This is a genomic window from Streptomyces sp. YIM S03343, from assembly GCF_054729195.1.
This window is the reverse complement of record NZ_JBPUKX010000001.1, coordinates 3,106,381-3,122,662: the sequence shown is the minus strand read 5'-3', so window position 1 is coordinate 3,122,662 and position 16,282 is coordinate 3,106,381. Positions and strand designations below refer to the sequence as shown.

The 16,282-nt window shown below is 71.0% G+C and carries 15 protein-coding genes; 3 read left to right on the top strand and 12 right to left on the bottom strand.

Going from position 1 to position 16,282, the window contains the following annotated elements; all coding sequences use genetic code 11:
- Window positions 1-87: 87 nt before the first annotated feature.
- The 4 genes from ACSYGN_RS13140 to ACSYGN_RS13125 form a co-directional block, all read right to left on the bottom strand.
- The gene (locus tag ACSYGN_RS13140) at window positions 88-1,158 is read right to left on the bottom strand and encodes a C40 family peptidase (protein ID WP_460395136.1); all 1,071 of its coding nucleotides are present in this window, start codon (window positions 1,156-1,158) and stop codon (window positions 88-90) included.
- Between the two features lie 140 nt (window positions 1,159-1,298).
- Window positions 1,299-1,613 (bottom strand): hypothetical protein, encoded by a 315-nt coding sequence (locus tag ACSYGN_RS13135; RefSeq protein WP_460395134.1) that lies wholly within the window; start codon window positions 1,611-1,613, stop codon window positions 1,299-1,301.
- A 10-nt stretch (window positions 1,614-1,623) separates the two neighbouring features.
- Window positions 1,624-2,286, bottom strand: a complete 663-nt coding sequence (locus tag ACSYGN_RS13130) for a TetR/AcrR family transcriptional regulator (RefSeq protein WP_460395132.1) — start codon at window positions 2,284-2,286, stop codon at window positions 1,624-1,626.
- A 113-nt stretch (window positions 2,287-2,399) separates the two neighbouring features.
- Window positions 2,400-3,338, bottom strand: coding sequence for an AurF N-oxygenase family protein (locus ACSYGN_RS13125; RefSeq protein ID WP_460395130.1), 939 nt, complete (start codon window positions 3,336-3,338; stop codon window positions 2,400-2,402).
- A 196-nt stretch (window positions 3,339-3,534) separates the two neighbouring features.
- On the opposite strand from ACSYGN_RS13125, the gene ACSYGN_RS13120 reads away from it, so the two are divergent.
- Window positions 3,535-4,641, top strand: coding sequence for a ferritin-like domain-containing protein (locus ACSYGN_RS13120; RefSeq protein ID WP_460395128.1), 1,107 nt, complete (start codon window positions 3,535-3,537; stop codon window positions 4,639-4,641).
- 42 nt (window positions 4,642-4,683) lie between these two features.
- Here ACSYGN_RS13120 and ACSYGN_RS13115 read toward each other — a convergent pair whose 3' ends face one another.
- The 4 genes from ACSYGN_RS13115 to ACSYGN_RS13100 form a co-directional block, all read right to left on the bottom strand.
- The gene (locus ACSYGN_RS13115) at window positions 4,684-6,135 is read right to left on the bottom strand and encodes a penicillin-binding transpeptidase domain-containing protein (RefSeq protein WP_460395126.1); all 1,452 of its coding nucleotides are present in this window, start codon (window positions 6,133-6,135) and stop codon (window positions 4,684-4,686) included.
- Entirely contained in the window at window positions 6,132-7,565 is a 1,434-nt protein-coding gene (locus ACSYGN_RS13110) for an FtsW/RodA/SpoVE family cell cycle protein (protein ID WP_460395124.1), read from the bottom strand. The genes ACSYGN_RS13115 and ACSYGN_RS13110 overlap by 4 nt, the downstream gene beginning before the upstream one ends.
- A 43-nt stretch (window positions 7,566-7,608) precedes the next feature.
- Window positions 7,609-8,376 (bottom strand): SH3 domain-containing protein, encoded by a 768-nt coding sequence (locus ACSYGN_RS13105; RefSeq protein WP_460395122.1) that lies wholly within the window; start codon window positions 8,374-8,376, stop codon window positions 7,609-7,611.
- Window positions 8,377-8,596: 220 nt separating this feature from the next.
- Window positions 8,597-9,103, bottom strand: a complete 507-nt coding sequence (locus ACSYGN_RS13100) for a protein-tyrosine phosphatase family protein (protein WP_460395120.1) — start codon at window positions 9,101-9,103, stop codon at window positions 8,597-8,599.
- Window positions 9,104-9,203: 100 nt separating this feature from the next.
- Here ACSYGN_RS13100 and ACSYGN_RS13095 point away from each other — a divergent pair, with 100 nt between their 5' ends.
- Window positions 9,204-10,007 (top strand): nuclease-related domain-containing protein, encoded by an 804-nt coding sequence (locus ACSYGN_RS13095; RefSeq protein WP_460395118.1) that lies wholly within the window; start codon window positions 9,204-9,206, stop codon window positions 10,005-10,007.
- A 198-nt stretch (window positions 10,008-10,205) separates the two neighbouring features.
- Here ACSYGN_RS13095 and ligD read toward each other — a convergent pair whose 3' ends face one another.
- Window positions 10,206-11,081 (bottom strand): non-homologous end-joining DNA ligase, encoded by an 876-nt coding sequence (ligD, locus tag ACSYGN_RS13090; RefSeq protein ID WP_460395116.1) that lies wholly within the window; start codon window positions 11,079-11,081, stop codon window positions 10,206-10,208.
- Between the two features lie 117 nt (window positions 11,082-11,198).
- Between ligD and ku the strand changes: the two genes are divergently transcribed.
- On the top strand, window positions 11,199-12,275 hold the full coding sequence (ku, locus tag ACSYGN_RS13085; protein WP_460395114.1) for a non-homologous end joining protein Ku: 1,077 nt from the start codon (window positions 11,199-11,201) through the stop codon (window positions 12,273-12,275).
- Between the two features lie 33 nt (window positions 12,276-12,308).
- Here the strand turns inward: ku and ACSYGN_RS13080 are convergent, their stop codons facing one another.
- The 3 genes from ACSYGN_RS13080 to ACSYGN_RS13070 are packed head-to-tail and all read right to left on the bottom strand — an operon-like array spanning window position 12,309 to window position 16,211.
- On the bottom strand, window positions 12,309-13,121 hold the full coding sequence (locus ACSYGN_RS13080) for a helix-turn-helix transcriptional regulator (RefSeq protein WP_460395112.1): 813 nt from the start codon (window positions 13,119-13,121) through the stop codon (window positions 12,309-12,311).
- A gap of 40 nt (window positions 13,122-13,161) precedes the next feature.
- Window positions 13,162-13,719: a hypothetical protein gene (locus ACSYGN_RS13075; RefSeq protein WP_460395110.1), complete on the bottom strand. Its 558-nt coding sequence runs from the start codon at window positions 13,717-13,719 to the stop codon at window positions 13,162-13,164.
- Complete coding sequence (locus ACSYGN_RS13070) at window positions 13,716-16,211, bottom strand: nitric-oxide reductase large subunit (RefSeq protein ID WP_460395108.1); 2,496 nt, start codon at window positions 16,209-16,211, stop codon at window positions 13,716-13,718. Before ACSYGN_RS13070 ends, ACSYGN_RS13075 begins: the two co-directional genes overlap by 4 nt.
- Between the last annotated feature and the right edge of the window lie 71 nt (window positions 16,212-16,282).

Genomic DNA, 16,282 nt, shown 5'->3' with positions numbered 1-16,282 from the left:
CCTGAAGGGGCGCGGGGAACTGCGCCACCAGCCACGATGGTGCCGCAGACGACAGATGGCACATCGCGGCACTTCCAGCGAAGCGCTTTAGCCGTTCCGGTCCTCCGGTCCTGGGTGCCCGTCCGGGCGTACGGCTCCCAGGACCGGGGCGGACGCGAGCGGGACGATGTCGATGTGCGCGCCGGGTCGCGGGGCCTGGACGACCTCGCCGCCGCCGATATACAGGGCCACATGGGTGGCGTCGGGGAAGTAGACGACCAGGTCACCGGGGCGCAGCTCGGACAGCGGGACCCTCGGCAGCCGCGCCCACTGCTCCTGGCTGGTCCTGGGGACGGGGGTGCCCGCGTGGGCCCACGCCTGGTAGGTCAGCCCCGAGCAGTCGTACGACTCCGGGCCCTGCGCGCCCCACTCGTACGGCTTCCCGAGCTGCCGCAGGGCGTAGCTCACGGCGCGCTGGCCCTGTGCCGACGGTTTGCCGTCGTCGGTGCCGAGGGCGCCGGAGGTCACCAGTTTCCGCTGGGCCTGCGCGGCCCCGTCCTTCTCCAACCGGGTGAGCGCGGCGAGCTGTTCGGGGGTGAGGGCGGCGAGCAGGGCCTCCACGTCGGCGAGTTTCTTCCGTACGGCGTCGCGGTCCTTCTTCTGCCGTTCGGCGAGGGAGAGTTGGCGGTCCAGGGCGGTACGGGCGGCGCGGGCCAGCGTGGCCGCCCTGCGCTGGCTGCCGGTCAGCCTGCTCACTGTCTCCGCGCGGTCACGGGACACCCGGCCGATGACATGGCCCTCGTCGAGGGCCTGCTCGGGGTCGCGGGCGAGCAGCAGCCGTACGTACGGCGAGACGCCGGTGACCGTCTGGTACTGCTGCCGGGCCAGCCGTCCCGCCGCTCTCCGGCTGTCCTGGAGGGAGAGACGGGCGCGGGCCAGCTCACCTTGCAACCGGTCGACCTCGGCGCGCTGCTTTGTCAGCTTCTCCTGGGTGGCGTCGTAGGTTTCGGTGGCCTTCTCGGTCTCCCGGTAGAGCCGCTGAAGGTCCGTCAGCAGCTCGGCCACGGGCCGCTGTCCGGGGTCCGGCACGGCCGCCGCGGGCCACGCGGGCCAGGGCGCGAGGACCGTGCCGACCGCGAGAGCCGCCGTACAGGCCAGCCGGGGCAACCTTCCTGACACGTCATCACCTCCGGTGCGGGGCAGCGGGTCCGCTCCGCACCGCGAGCTTCGGACGGGTGCGCCGATTCCGCGCGCCGGGTGTGCGCGGATCGGCGCAACGGGTCACCCGTGGGTGTACGGGTCACCTGTCGGCTGCCGGGTCAGCTCCGGGTGTCGTCGCCCGGCCCGGCCGGACCCTCGCTGCCCGACTTGGACCAGGGCCAGCGCAGGCCCAGGCCGGTGCGCCGGGTCTCGCCCGCCGGATCGAACGCGTACTTCCATCCCTGCGGGGTGCCCAGCCGCTTGCTGTGGCCTCGGGGCACCCTACGGTAGACGAGGACGGTCGGCGGGCCGCCGTGCGCGTCCGGGACCGGGATGCGGTACGTCTTGGGCGGGTGCCCGGTCGGACCCACCAGCACGGGCAGGACACGCCCGTCCATGGGCCCGCCCTCGAACGGGGTGTCTTGGCTCTTCACACGACCAGTGTCAGTCATCCGCCGCGATCGCCGCGACGATCGCCGCCGTCTGCGGGTCGCGGGCCGCGGTCACCGTGAGCAGGGCGGTGAACTGCTCCACCAGCCAGTCGCGCAGCTCGGTGACCGGTGGCTGCTTGTCCTCGTCGAGCCAGATCAGTGAGGCGGCCTCCACGGCCGTGATCCACATCCGTACGGTCATCCGCAGCCGCGGGCCGGGGTCCGTGACCCCCAGATGGCTGAGGATGTGCTCGGCGGCGACCCGGCGCACCCCGTCCACGATGGCCGTCGTCCGGGACGTCTCGACGACGCTGCCGCCCTGGAGCAGGGCGCTGAAACCGGCGTCGTGCTGGTCGACGAAGGCGAGATAGCGGTCCAGGGCCCGGTGCAGCCGGGGAAGCAGCGGGCCCTCGCGCGGCTCGTCGAAGCACACCCGCAGCTCGTCGGCGGCGGACCGCAGGGCGGCCTCGTAGAGCTGCTGCTTGCCGCCGGGGAAGTAGCGGTACACCAGCGGCCGCGACACCCCGGCCGCCTCCGCCACGTCGTCCAGCGAGACCTCGTCGGGCGCGCGCTGTGCGAACAGCGTCAGCGCGGCGTCCAGCAGCTGGCTGCGCCGCTCCTCGACACTGAGCCGGCGGTAGGCGGGGGTGGACGGGGTGGGGACGGAGGGGGACATGACCGCAGGGTAATCGCCACCCCCGCGTACCCGCCCCCGGTCAGGCGCGCCCCGCCCCCGGGCGCGACGAAAGGTGCTACGCCAGGGCCGTACCCCAGGCCCTACCCCAGGGCCTACGCCAGCAGCCCCGACGACCGCCACATCCGCCGTCCGACGCCGCGCAGCACCCCGATGTCGTCGAGGAAGTCGGTCAGTTTCTTCGCCCCGGTCTGCATGACCTCCCGCCGGTGCGCGCTGGCCTTCACCTGGGCCAGGGCCTCCCGCCGGTCGAGGCCGGCGTTCGTATAGACCTCGGGGTTGATGAAGGCGACCGAGAACACCCGGGCGAACTCGCCGGAGGTGACCCGGGTGAACTCCTTCGACCAGCGGGGCGCGGTCATCATCTGGCGCCGCAGCTCCTCGCGGGCGTAGCGGACGTGCCGCGCCTCCTCCACCACATGGATCCGGGTGACGCCCCTGATCAGCGGCTGGACGCGCTCGTCGGGGAAGGTGAGCCGCTGCATCCAGTCGAGGACCTCCTCACCGAGCAGGGTCGCCGTGAAGGAGCCCGGTGTGGTGGAGATCGTCTTGAACACCCGGCCCAGGTTCCCGTGGGCCCGGCTCACCGGGTACCAGGGTGCGTCACCGCGGGCGATCAGACGGGCGAACATCTTCGAGTGCCGGCACTCGTCCTCGATCTCGGTGAGGGCGTAGCGGACATGGGCGCTGGTGGCGGCCTTGTCGTAGATGTGGCGGACCAGCAGCTGCATCAGGATGAGCTCGAACCAGATGCCGAGCGAGGCGAGCGCCGCGGCCTCGTGCTGGGAGAGCAGGATGCGCTGCTCCTCGCTCATCCGCCTCCACAGCGGTGTGCCGTAGAGCGACACCAGCTCGGGCGGCCAGAACCACTTGCCCTCCTCGAAGGGCGCGTCCCAGTCCAGCTCCTTGTCCGGGTCGAAGGAATGCTTGGCGGAAGAGTCGAGCAGCCGCTCGGCCACCTGCTCCCGGTCCTTGAGCAGGCCGAGCGCGTCCCGCACCCCGGCGAGCGCGTCGGCTTCCGTCACGGTCGTCATGGCTGGTCCACCTCGTCGTACGGGTACGTGTGTGTGCCTGTGTGTGCCTGTGTCGGCCTGTATGTGTGCCACCAGGGCCCGCGTACCGCGGAGTTACCCGCGGTACGCACTTATGAGACTGCCTGTCAGCAACACCGTCAATCCCTTGCGCACGACTTGTTGACGCCGGGTCTACCACCGTGTGAGCCTGCGGGGTATGCCGACCCACGAGCTCTACGCCACCCCACCGGGAGACCCCCACTGGCAGGTGCCCGCGACCGGCGCCGCCAGATTCAGCTGGGAGTACGACGACGGCCGCGACCGGCTGCTCGCCCTGTACCAGAAGGGCAAGGACAAGCAGTGGGACGGCCAGAAACGCATCGACTGGGACCTGGAGGTCGATCCCGCAGACCCCCTCGGCACCCCCGACGAGGCGATGACCCTGTACGGCACCCGCCACTGGGCGAAGCTCACCGACAAGGACAAGGGCGAGCTGCGTCGGCACTACGCCTCCTGGCAGTTCAGCCAGTTCCTGCACGGCGAGCAGGGCGCGATGGTGTGCGCGGCGCGGATCGTCGAGTCGGCCCCCGACCTGGACGCGAAGTTCTACTCGGCCACCCAGACCATGGACGAGGCCCGGCACGCCGAGATCTACGGCCGCTTCCTGCACGAGAAGATCGGGATGCTCTACCCGGTCAACGACAACTTGCAGTCCCTCCTCGGCGACACCCTGCGCGACAGCCGCTGGGACATGCCGTACCTGGGCATGCAGGTCCTGATCGAGGGCTTGGCCCTCGCCGCGTTCGGCATGATCCGCGACACCACCGACAAGCCGCTGCCCAAGCAGATCCTGGCCTACGTCATGCAGGACGAGGCCCGCCACGTGGCCTTCGGCAGGATGGCCTTGCGGGACTACTACAAGCAACTCAGCGATGCCGAACTGCGCGAGCGCGAGGAGTTCGTCATCGAAGGCTGCTACCTCATGCGCGACCGACTGCGCGGCGTCGAGGTCCTGGAGAACTTCGGCATCCCCAAGGCCGAGGCGGAGGAGTACAGCGAGCAGTCCGAGTTCCTCGCCCTGTTCCGCAAACTCCTGTTCTCCCGCATCGTCCCCTGCGTCAAGGACATCGGCCTGTGGGGCAAGCGCCTCCAGCAGGCCTACGTCGACATGGGCGTCCTCGACCTGGGCGACTCCGACCTCGACCTCCTGATGACCCAGGACGAGGAGATCGCCGACCACCTGGACGCCGAACGGTTCGAGGCGGAGGAGAAGGCACGGGTGGCGGAGGTGACGGGGGCGATCGAGGCGGGGGCGGAGGGGTGAGACCGGTTGCGCCCCCTCGGCGTGACCGCCGGCTGACCGGGCTCACGGATCCAGCACCGCCTCCATCACCGCCCGGGCGATCGGTGCCGCGATGCCGCCGCCGGTGATCTCGCCCCGGTCGTCCGAGGCGTCCTCGACCACCACGGCCACCGCCACCCTCGGCTGGATCTCGTCGTCGGGCTGCGCCCAGGACACGAACCAGGCGTACGGCATACCGGAGTTGTCGAGGCCGTGCTGGGCGGTGCCGGTCTTGCCGCCCACGATCGCGCCCGGGATCGCGGCGTTCGTACCGGTGCCCTCCGCCACGACGTCCGCCATCAGTTCCTTCATCAGTTCGGCCGTCTCCGGGCGCATCGCCTGCCGGGCCGGGCGGGGGGCCGTCGTCGTGATCGTCCGGCCCGCGTGGTTCGTCGTACGCTCCACCAGATACGGCTCCCGCACCTGCCCGCCGTCCGCCACGGCCGCCGCGACCATCGCCATCTGGAGCGGCGTCGCCCGCGTGTTGTACTGCCCGATCGACGACAGCGCGAGCTGCGCCCGGTCGACGTGGGCGTCGAAGGTGCTGCGCGCCACCGAGAACGGGACCCGCAGGGTGCTGTCGTTGAAGCCGAAGCCCGTCGCCGTCGACGCCATTGCACGGGCGCCCACATCCACGCCGAGCTTTGCGAACACCGTGTTGCACGACCACTCGAACGCCTCCCGCAGCGAGGCGTCCATGCAGCCGTCGCCCTCGTTCGTCAGCCGGGTCAGCGTCCCCGGCAGCCGGTAGGGGTCGGGCGAGTCGGTCGGCGCGTCCAGGTCCGTGACCACACCGGAGTCCAGCGCCGCCGCCGCGGTGACCACCTTGAACGTCGAACCCGGCGGATACGTCTGCCGCACCGCCCGGTCGAGCATCGGCTTCGCCGGATCGGCGTTCAGCCGCTTCCACGCCCGCCCCGCCGTCACACCGTTCCCGGACAGCTCGCCGGGGTCGTACGACGGCGAGGACACCAGCGCCAGGATCCGCCCGGTGGACGGCTCCACCGCCGCCACCGCGCCCTTGTGGCCGTCCAGCCCCTCGTACGCCGCCTGCTGCGCCGCCGGGTCGATGGTGGTGACGACGTCACCACCCGGCGGCCGTGTCCGCGTCAGTCCGCCGAGCAGCGGCGCCAGCAGCGGATCGGTGCCGGACAGCACCCCGTCCTCGGCGTGCTCCAGCAGCGTCGTGCCGTACTCCTGCGAGGCGAACCCGGTCACCGGCGCGTACAACGGCCCGTACTTGTACGTCCGTTCGTAGCGAAGCTGCTCCCCGCTGTCCCGGGAACCGGTGACGGGCACCCCGCCGACCAGGACGTCACCGCGCGGCTGTCCGTAACGGGCGATGCCGGCACGCCGGTTGGCGGGATTGTCGGCGTACGTCCCGGCCCGCACCACCTGCACCCGGGCGGTGTTCACCAGGAGTGCGAGCAGCAGCAGGACACAGAACGCGGCGGAGTGCCGGATGCACCGGGTCACGGGGCGGCCTCCGTGTCCATCAGGGCGTCCTCCTCGCCGCTCGGGGCCACTTCCTCGGCCCTTTCGACCCCTTCGACCCCCTCGGCCTCCTGGCCGCGGCGGGCCGAGTCGCCCAGGCGGATCAGCAGCGCCACGATCGCCCAGTTGGTCACCACCGACGAGCCGCCCTGCGCCAGGAACGGCATCGCCATCCCGGTCAGCGGGATCAGCCCTGTCACCCCGCCCGCGATCACGAACACCTGCAGCGCCACCAGCGAGGCGAGCCCGACCGCCAGCAGCCGACCGAACGGGTCGCGCAGGGCGAGGCCCGCCCGGTAGCCGCGCTCCACCAGCAGGGCGTAGAGCAGGAAGAGCGCGGTGAGCCCGGCCAGGCCCAGCTCTTCGCCCGCGGTGGCGAGCACGAAGTCCGACTTCGCGGCGAAGCCGATCAGATGCGAGTGCCCGAGCCCGAGCCCGGTGCCGAGCACCCCGCCCGCCGCGAACGCGAACAGCGACTGCGCCAGTTGGTTGGGGCCCTGGCCCGCCTGGATCGACGCCAGCGGATGCAGCCAGTCCTCGATCCGGCCGTGCACATGCGGTTCGAGCCGTCCCACCGCCATCGCGCCGAACACCGCGAGCAGAAGCCCGACCGCGATCCAGCCGACGCGGCCCGTGGCGACGTAGAGCAGCACCACGAACAGCCCGAAGAACAGCAGCGAGGTGCCCAGATCGCGCTCCAGCGCCAGCACCCCGACGCTCAGCAGCCACACCGCGGCGACCGGACCCAGCACCCGCCCCGTCGGCAACTGCATCCGCCACAGCCTGCGGCCCGCGTGCGCCAGCGCCTCCCGGTTGGCGGCGAGATACGCGGCGAAGAACACCGCCAGCAGCACCTTCGCGAACTCGCCCGGCTGGATGGACAGTCCGCCCGCCCGGATCCAGATACGGGCGCCGTTGACCGCCGGGAAGAACACCGGCAGCGACAGCAGGGCGAGCGCGGCGGCCCCGCAGAGGTACGCGTACCGCCGCAGCACCCGGTGGTCGCGCAGCAGCACCACCACGACGATGAACACCCCCACCCCCAGCGTGGACCACTCCAGTTGGGCGGGCGCGGCCAGGTCGGCCGGGGTCTCCAGATCGAGCCGGTAGATCAGCACCAGGCCGATCCCGTTGAGCAGCACCCCGATCGGCAGCGTGAGGGGATCGGCGTACGGCGCCCGCAGCCGCACCGCGAGATGCGCGAGCAGCGCGAGGATGCCGAGCCCGGCGCCGTAGTCCCGGGCGTCGGGCGGAAGGGTGCCGGTCCTTGCGAGGCCGACGGCGCAGTAGCCGTACACGCACAGCAGCACGGCCAGGGCGAGAAGGGCGAGTTCGACGCCACGGCGCCGGGGGAGGCGTACGGCGGACACGGGCGGGTCCGCCTCCGCCACGGTCGTTCCGGCCTTGATCATGTCCGGAACCTACCTAATTAGCATCAATTGCGCCCCCTGGTGCTCAGCACCAGCGTGGCGCGGGCCCGATGACGTCGATGAAGCGCGCCGAACCCCAGGCCCAGGTGCCGTCGGCGAGGAGATACCAGATTCGATTGCCGTCGACGGACTGCCCCTGGGTCCGGCAGAAGATCGACACGATGTCCCCGCGACGCACCACACGGATCACCTGGCTGCCCCGGTCGGGCGCACTGCGCAGCAGCAGTTCGCGCGCGGTGACGACACCTTTCGCGTTGCGCTGGCTTTGCTGGTGACTGCCCTGCTGGCTGCTCTGCGGACTGTCCTGCTGGTTGCCCTGCTGGCTGCTCTGCTGGGGGTCGCCCTGCTGCTGCCCGCTGCTCTGTTGCTGACCGGACTGTTGTTGTCCGCTCTGCTGTTGGCCGCCTTGCTGTTGCCCACCTTGCTGCTCATTGCTCTGCTGCCCGCTGCTCTGTTGCTGACCGGACTGTTGTTGTCCGCTCTGCTGTTGGCCGCCTTGCTGCTGCCCGGCCTGCTGCTGTCCGGCCTGTTGTTGGCCGTTCGGCTGCTGCCCGGTCTGCTGCTGCCCCCCTTGCTGCTGGTTGGCCTGGCTCCAGCTGTCGTCAGCGCCTCCGCCGCCCCCGTCGCTTCCGGTGTCGCCGCCGCCCCAGCCGTCCATGCCGCCCATACCGCTCTCGTCCTGCGGTGCGGCACCGGTGTTGCTGCTGCCCGGGTCCGACTGCCCCCAGCCGTCGTCGGCCACGGCCGGGACAGTCACGGCGGCGGTGACGAGGGCGCCGGCGGCGGCCGTCATGGCGAGACGGGCGAGGGCTGAGCGCAGGGATCTGCGGGGTGTACCGGGCGTACGGGGCGTACGGGGTGTACCGGACATGGAGATACCTCCAGGGATGCGATGAACGGGTCGTATCCGACCAATCGCCACATTAGGAGTGCCCTCCGTGACCCGCCCGTCGCACTGCGCCATCGGTGCCGGGCATCGGGCGTCGGGAGTCCTCACCCGGGAAGCGGCCCGGTCACTCCGCCAGCTCCTCCAGCAGCCGTGCCGTGGGCAGCCCCGCCTGGAGATACTCGACGAACAGGTCGTTGTGCAGCGCCCACGGCGAGCGACGGGACCGGATCAGCCGGATCGCCTCCTCCGCCGTACGTCCCTGCCGCACCAGCGTGTGCGCGACCACGAGCCCCGAGCGGTTGTACCCGTGATAGCAGCGCACCAGCACCCTGCGCCCCTGCTCCATCGCGTCGCCCGCGGCCTGCGCCAGCCGCATCACCCCCGCGAGCTGCGTCCCGTCCAGCGGTCCGTCCGGGATCGGCCATACGTGGTGCTCCACCCCGGGACCGGGACCGTGCCCGGGCAGCCTCAGCAGGGTCTGCACGAGATCGAACTCGTCGTCCACGACGGCGAACGCGAGCTGCCCCGAATGACTCCGGTACTCGTGCCCGCCCATCCACAGCCCGGGCACGATCTCGTCCCACGGACGCTCCGGAGCCGGTACGTCGGGCTGCCTTCTGCGGGTACGCAACAACGCCTCCCCAGCTCCCCCTCCGACCTTCTCTCAAAGTAGCCGGGTTCTTGCCCCGGGAGCACCCCGCCTGGTCCCATGGTTCGTGGGGTGATGGTGCATGAAGGGACTGCGCGTCGTACCGGCCTGGCGGCACGGTCAGGAGCGGCTCTACGTCCGTCTCGACGACGGACGGAACATCGCCTGGTACGACAGGGATGCCGCCAGGGTCAACCTGCTGAACGACGACCACAGGCAGGGCGTGCTGGAAGCCCTGGGCCCCTTCCTGACGGGCCCGGTCGCGGTGGGCCCGCCCCCGGTGCCCACGCCCGCCGAACTGGCCAGGCTCGCCCTCCATCCGGACGACGACCTCGCCCCCAACCGCCCCGGCGAGGCGCTGCTGATCGCCCTGGACCGCGACCCCGGACCACCGCACCGGCTGCGCCCCGACCCGCGCCGCAGGGCCCTGCACGCCGAGCAGACCGTCGGCGAGGAGCTGGACCGGCTCGACGGCGCGGGCTGGCACGCCCTGCACTCGATACCGCTGCCCGGCGGCGACCGCGTCCACCATCTGGCCATCGGTCCCGGCGGGCTCTTCGCGATCCACTCGGTGTACGCCCGCAAGCAGCGGGTCCTGGTCACCGACCCGATGGTCACCCTGGGCCGCCACGAGCCGAGCGCCCTGCTGCGCCGGGTACGGGCGGACGCCGACCGGACTTCCTACGCCCTCACGGCCGAGGTGCGCCCGGTGCTGGCCCTGGTGGACCCGTCCGGGATACGCGTCCTGGCCGCACCGCGCGAGGTACGGATCATGACCGCCGCCGACCTCCCGGGCCTGGCCCGGCTGGGCGGTGTACTGAAACCGGCGGACGTGGAGGCGCTGTACGCCATGGCGCGGGACAGGGGGACGTGGGGGAGGGTGTAGGGCGGGTCCGTGGGTGACGGTGACGGTGGTCCAACACGTGGGTTCGCCCCTGCCGCCCTTTCCGTCCCCTCCCGCCAAAAATTAGCCCCTCCGGCGTTTGAGGAGCGGGGGGCCGGGGGCAGCGCCCCCGGGACGGGATGGGAAGGGGCGGCGGGGGCGAGAACTTGTCCTCGCACGACCGGTGCGGTGCCTGCCCGGTCAGGGCAGCGCCGCCCCCGCCCCCAGCAGCGGCGCCAGCAGGTCGCCGTACTCCCGCACCCGGGGTGCGAGGTCCCCGGCCCGGAACTCCAGCTGCTCCGCCGCCCGGCACCCGGCCACCTCCTCCCAGGTCACCGGCGCCGAGACGGCCGGCTCCGGGCGCGCCCGGAGTGTGTAGGGGGTGGCCGTGGTCTTGCGGGCCGCGTTCTGGCTCCAGTCGACGAACACCTTCCCCGGCCGCAGGCTGCGGGTCATCCGGTGCAGCACCAGCCGGGGCATGGCCTTCTCCGCCTCCACGGCGAGCCGCTTGGCGTACTCGGTGACCTGCCCGGAGTCCGCGGGCCGCAGCGCGGCCAGCAGATGCAGCCCCTTGGAGCCGGAGGTCTTCGCGAACGCGGTGATCCCGTCGGCCGCGAGCCGGTCCCGCAGCCAGAGGGCCACCTCGCAGCACTGCACGACCCCGGCGGGCGGCCCGGGGTCGAGGTCGAACACCAGCCGGTCCGCCTGTCCCGGCGCGCCGATCACCCACTGGGGTGTGTGGAACTCGGTGACGAGATTCGCCGCCCACATCAGCGACGGCAGGTCCTGCACCAGCACCATCCGGGCCGGGCCCTCGGAGCGCGGCACCTCGGCCGTGGTGACCCACTCGGGTGTACCCGGCGGCACGTTCTTCGAGAAGAACATTTCGCCGTCCGGCCCGTCCGGGTACCGCAGGAACGACACCGGCCGGTCGCGCAGATGGGGCAGCAGCACGGTGGCGGCGGTGGCGTAGTAGTGCAGCAGCTCGCCCTTGGTGAAGCCGCTCGCCGGATACAGCACCTTCTCCAGATTGCTGAGCGCGAGCCGTTTCCCCTCCACCTCCGTGATCGGCGTCATACGATAAGACTCCCGCAAATGACGTATATGCGCATAAAGCGAATGAATCGCGCGCAGTGCATAAAACGATCAAATATCCGAACGTATTTTCGAATCGACACGGAAAGGATGCTGCACGTGCGATCCATTTGGAACGGCGCCATCTCGTTCGGCCTCGTCAGCATCCCGATCAAGCTGATGAACGCCACCGAGAGCCACTCGATCGCCTTCCGTCAGATCCACGCCGAGGACGGTGGCAGGGTCCGCTATCGAAAGGTCTGCGAGCTGGAGGACCGGGAGGTCAGCTCCGCGGAGATCGGCAAGGGATACGAGGACGCGGACGGGACGATCATCCCGATCACTGACGAGGACCTGTCCCATCTGCCCCTCCCGACGGCGAAGACGATCGAGATCGTCGCGTTCGTCCCGGCGGACCGCATCGACCCGCTCCAGATGGAGTCGGCGTACTACCTGGCCGCGAGCGGCGCCCCCGCGGCCAAGCCGTACACGCTGCTGCGGGAGGCGCTCAAGCGCAGCCAGAAGGTGGCCATCGCCAAGTTTGCGCTGCGCGGCCGGGAGCGGCTGGGCATGCTGCGGGTGGTCGGCGACGCGATCGCGATGCACGGCCTGCTGTGGCCGGACGAGGTGCGCGCCCCCGAGGGTGTCGCCCCGGACGTGGACGTCTCGGTGCGCGACAAGGAACTCGATCTGGCGGACGCCCTGATGGACACCCTGGGAGAGGTGGATCTCGGCGATCTGCACGACGAGTACCGCGAGGCGGTGGAGGAGGTCATCGCCGCGAAGGCGGCCGGTGAGATGCCTCCGGACGTCCCGGAGCCGGCCGGGGGCGGCAAGGTGCTCGACCTGATGGCGGCCCTGGAGAAGAGCGTCCTGGCGGCGAAGGAGTCGCGCGGGGAGACGGCGACGGAGGCGGAGGACTCCGGGGAGGCCGAGGTCAAGCGGATGCCCGGAGGCCGTACGAGTCGTACGGCGGGGCAGCGGGCCGGTGAGGGGAAGACGGCGGCCAAGAAGACGGCGGCCAAGAAGACGGCCGCGAAGGCCCCGGCCCCGGCCAAGAAGACCGCGGGCACGGCGAAGAAGGGTTCGTCCGCGGCGAAGAAGACGTCCGGTACCGGCACGAAGAAGGCCGCGGCCAAGTCGAAGGCGTCCAAGACTCCCGCGAAGAAGGCGGCACCGCGCAAGCGCACGGCCTGACGTACGGCGCGAAGCGCAGCGGGCGCGTGGTCGCTACGGCCGTGCCCCGGGCGGGGTCTTCTTCTTCTTCCCGCCCGGCTCGCCCTGGACGCCTTGGAGGCCCTGGACGCCCTGCGCGCCCTGCACGTCCTGGACGTCGTCCTTCCGGTCCGTCCGTTTCAGCTGTGCCAGGCACAGCGAGGGCTCGACGAAGACCTCCAGCCGGTCGGCCGTGAGCGGTGCGCGCACCTCCGCGAGGACGCCCCGCATCAGCCCCAGATGGAGTGAGCACACCACTTCCCGGTGCTGCTCGGCGATCTCCCGGAACGGGCAGTGGCGGACGCGGATGACCGGGCAGGTCGCATCGCTGGTCCCGGCGGCGTCGGCGGACGGCGCCTCGGGGGCGAAACCGACGCTCTCCAGCACCTTCACCAGCCGTCGTACCCCTTCGGCGGCGTCGATCCGCTCCAGCGGGGCCGGACGGTCGGCCAGATAGCGGCCCCAGGTCTCCCCGGCCTTGACCGAGACCTGCCCCGGGTGCGGCATCGAGTCCACGACGAGGCCGGTGAGCATCTCGGCCAGCATCCGGTAGCTGCGCAGCCCGCCGCCGGGGTCGACGGCGACAGCCCGGTAGACCATACGAGGTCTGCCGGGCTGGTCGCGTTCCTCGGGGTCGCGGGTGGCCAGCCTGGCGTCCACGAGCCCGTCGAGGTGGAATCGGGCGGTGTTGGGGTGCAGGTCGGCGCGTGCGGCGACGTCCTGCACCCCCATGGGTCGTGCTCCGGCGCGCAGGATCTCCAGCACCCGGGAACGGCTCTCGCCCAGGGGCTGTGACGGACTCGGGTCGGTCAGTACCTGCTCGCTCATGGGCACTAGTTTATTCGAATACCTCCGTAAAAATTCCCTCTTATGGGCCTTGCTGCGGGAAGTCGGGCCTGTTCGGACCGTGGGTGACCCCCGAGGGTCCCGGGGTGGCACCCCGGTCGGCGCCACTCGCGTCACGCACACTCGCGTCACGCACACTCGCGTCACGCACACTCGCGTCACGCACACCCGCGTCACGCACACCCGCGTCGGGGGCAGGTGCCCCGGCGGCCGTGGACCCCGCGGGGGCCCGCCGCAGCCGCCGTAGCAGCCGGTACGCGATCAACGCGTGCGGTCCGCCCGCGGCAATCAGGGCGAGGGCCTCCAGCAGCCGGTGGTGGAACAGCAGGGTCGCCGCGACCAGCAGGACGGCGATCACCGACACGAATGCCGAGAGTACCCGGTGGAAGCGGCCCACTTCCGAGTGCGGCCAGTCGGTCTGCTCGGCGGGCTCCGGTGCGTCCGGTACGGCACGCCGGTACCCGGCGAAGACCTGCGAGGCCCACGCGCTCGTCGGCTGGCTGCCGTAGAACTCCAGCACCCCGACCACGACGAGCAGGACGACGGAGTAGAGCGCTACGAAGACGACCTCGCCGCTCATGTCTCCTCCGGACCGCCGGCGGTGGCCTCTGCGGGCACGATCTCGGTGAACAGCAGGTCCTGCTCGGCGAAGTCCAGGTCGTCGACGGTCGTGCCGGACACGGCCGTCGCGGACGCGGTCGTCGCCTCGCCGGCAGTCGTGCCTGCCTCGGCTGCCGCCTCGGAGGTCTCCGAACCCGCGTTCTTCGCGCCGGAGTTGCGGTAGCGCACGCCCTGCCAGGTCATCCACAGCAGCGGCAGCACACCGCCGACGAGGAACACCACGTCACCGGGCAGCCGGAGCCATTCGAGCACGGTGTTGGCGTGGCCCTGGAGGTAGCCGAGGCTGCGGGCGTCGGCGTAACCGGCGTCGAGAACCTTGTAGAGCTGGAGCGCGCCGCCGGGCAGCAGGGTGGCGAAGCTCATCCACGCCAGGCCCAGGTTGAGGGACCAGAACGAGATGCGTGGCCACTTGTCGCTCCAGCGTTCCTCGGGGATGAGGTACCGCAGTGCGAACATGGCGAAGCCGACGGCGAGCATGCCGTAGACACCCATCATGGCCGCGTGGGCGTGGTTGGCGGTGAGGCCGGTGCCTATCTCGTAGTACGACACGATCGGCAGGTTGATCAGGAAGCCGAACACACCGGCGCCCAGGAAGTTCCAGAAGCCCACCGCGGCGAGGAACATGACGGCCCAGCGGTGCGGGAACGGCGTCGACGAGGGGCTGTGCCTGCGGGCGCCGAGCCCGAGGAAGCTCCAGGCCTCGACGGTCAGGAACAGCAGCGGCACGACCTCCAGCGCGGAGAACATCGCGCCCAGAGCGAGGTGCTCGGCCGGTTCGCCGGAGAAGTACAGGTGGTGCATCGTGCCGATGATGCCGCCGGCGCTGTACAGGACGATGTCGAGATAGATCACGGCCAGCGCGACCCGCTCGCGGACCACACCGAGCAGCACGAACAGATAGGCGACCGTGACGGTGGTGAACAGCTCCAGGAAGTCCTCCACCCACAGGTGGACGACGATGAACCGCCAGAAGTCGGCCTCCGTGTAGGAGGAGTCGGGCGAGGCCACCAGGCCGACGGCGTAGAACGCGGGCAGCGCGAGGGCGGCCAGGAAGAACATCCACGGCATGTTCGCGACGCTCTCGGCGGCCAGCCGGCGGCGCAGGCCGCGGAAGAGGATGAACGCCCAGATGGCCAGACCGCTGACCAGCAGCACCTGCCACAGACGCCCGAGGTCCAGATACTCCCAGCCCTGGTCGCCCAGCCAGCTCCACATGGCGCCGAACCAGCCGCGGATACCGGCGAGCTCACCGAGCATCGACCCGAACACGACCACCGCGAGCGCCCCGAGCAGCAGATACGACAGCAGCGCCTGCTTCTTGGGCTCCCAGCCGCGGGCGATCAGCGGCGCGAGGAAGATGCCGATGGCGAGGAAGGAGGTGACCACCCAGAAGATCGCCAGCTGGGTGTGCCAGGTCCGGGTGACGTTGTACGGCAGCAGCCTGTCGAGCGGGATGCCGAAGAAACTGCCGAGGTCGGCCCGGTAGTGCTGGGTGGCCGCGCCGAGCAGCGACTGGATCAGGAAGAGCGCGGCCATGACGAAGAAGAACCAGGCGGTGGTGCGCTGTCCGGCGGTGAGCTTCACGTCGCGCGGCGCGTGGAAGCGCAGCATCCGCTGGTCACGGCCGTGCCAGCCGAGGAAGTTCCAGCGGCCGAACGCGGCGAACAGTCCGCCGGTGCCCACCAGCAGGAAGATCAGCGACAGCACGCTCCACGTCATGGTGTGGCCGGTGGGGTGGTTGTCCACCAGCTTCTCCGACGGCCAGTTGTTGGTGTAGCTGTAGTTCTCGCCGGGCCGCTCGGCCGATGCCGCCCAGGCCGACCATCCGAAGTAGGCGGTCAGCCGGTGGATGGTCTTCGGGTCGGTGATCGCGCTGGGGCGCAGTCCCTGCTTCCCGTCGGGGCGGCCGAGCAGGTCGGCGTAGTGCGCGGCCAGCTTCGGGAACGCGTCGGCCTGTGCGTCTGACCAGACGAGCGTCTTGGTGCCGTCGTCGTAGCGGTTGGTGCGGAAGTCCTTGACGGTGCGCTCGTGCGCGTCGGCCGAGTCGGTGGCCGAGGCGGCGTACTCCTTCTGCACCGACTGGGCGGCGCGGTGCAGGTAATCGGCGGTGAAGTCGGGACCCAGATAGGCGCCGTGGCCGAAGATCGAGCCGTACTGCATGAGGCCGTTGCGCAGGAACGCCTTCTGGCCCTCCCGGATGTCGTCACCGGTGAACAGCTGCTCGCCGCTCGCTGTGACCACGCGGTCCGGGATGGGCGGCTCGGCCTGGTAGGTGCGCATGGCGAGCAGTCCCATGACCAGGAAGCCGACGGCGGTCACCAGGATCGCCGCCTGGATCCAGCCGCGCGCGATCATGCGGGGCCGTTTGCCGCCGGGGAAGCCGTTCGCGCCGTTTCCGGCTCTGTCGGGCTCTCCGGTGGCGGAGGGAACCACGGTGTCGGGTGTCCCCATGTGTCCTCCTCGGGACAAAGTGGTGCGGGGGTTCGGTGCGGGGGTTTGGTGCGGGGTGCGGGGGGTTGGAG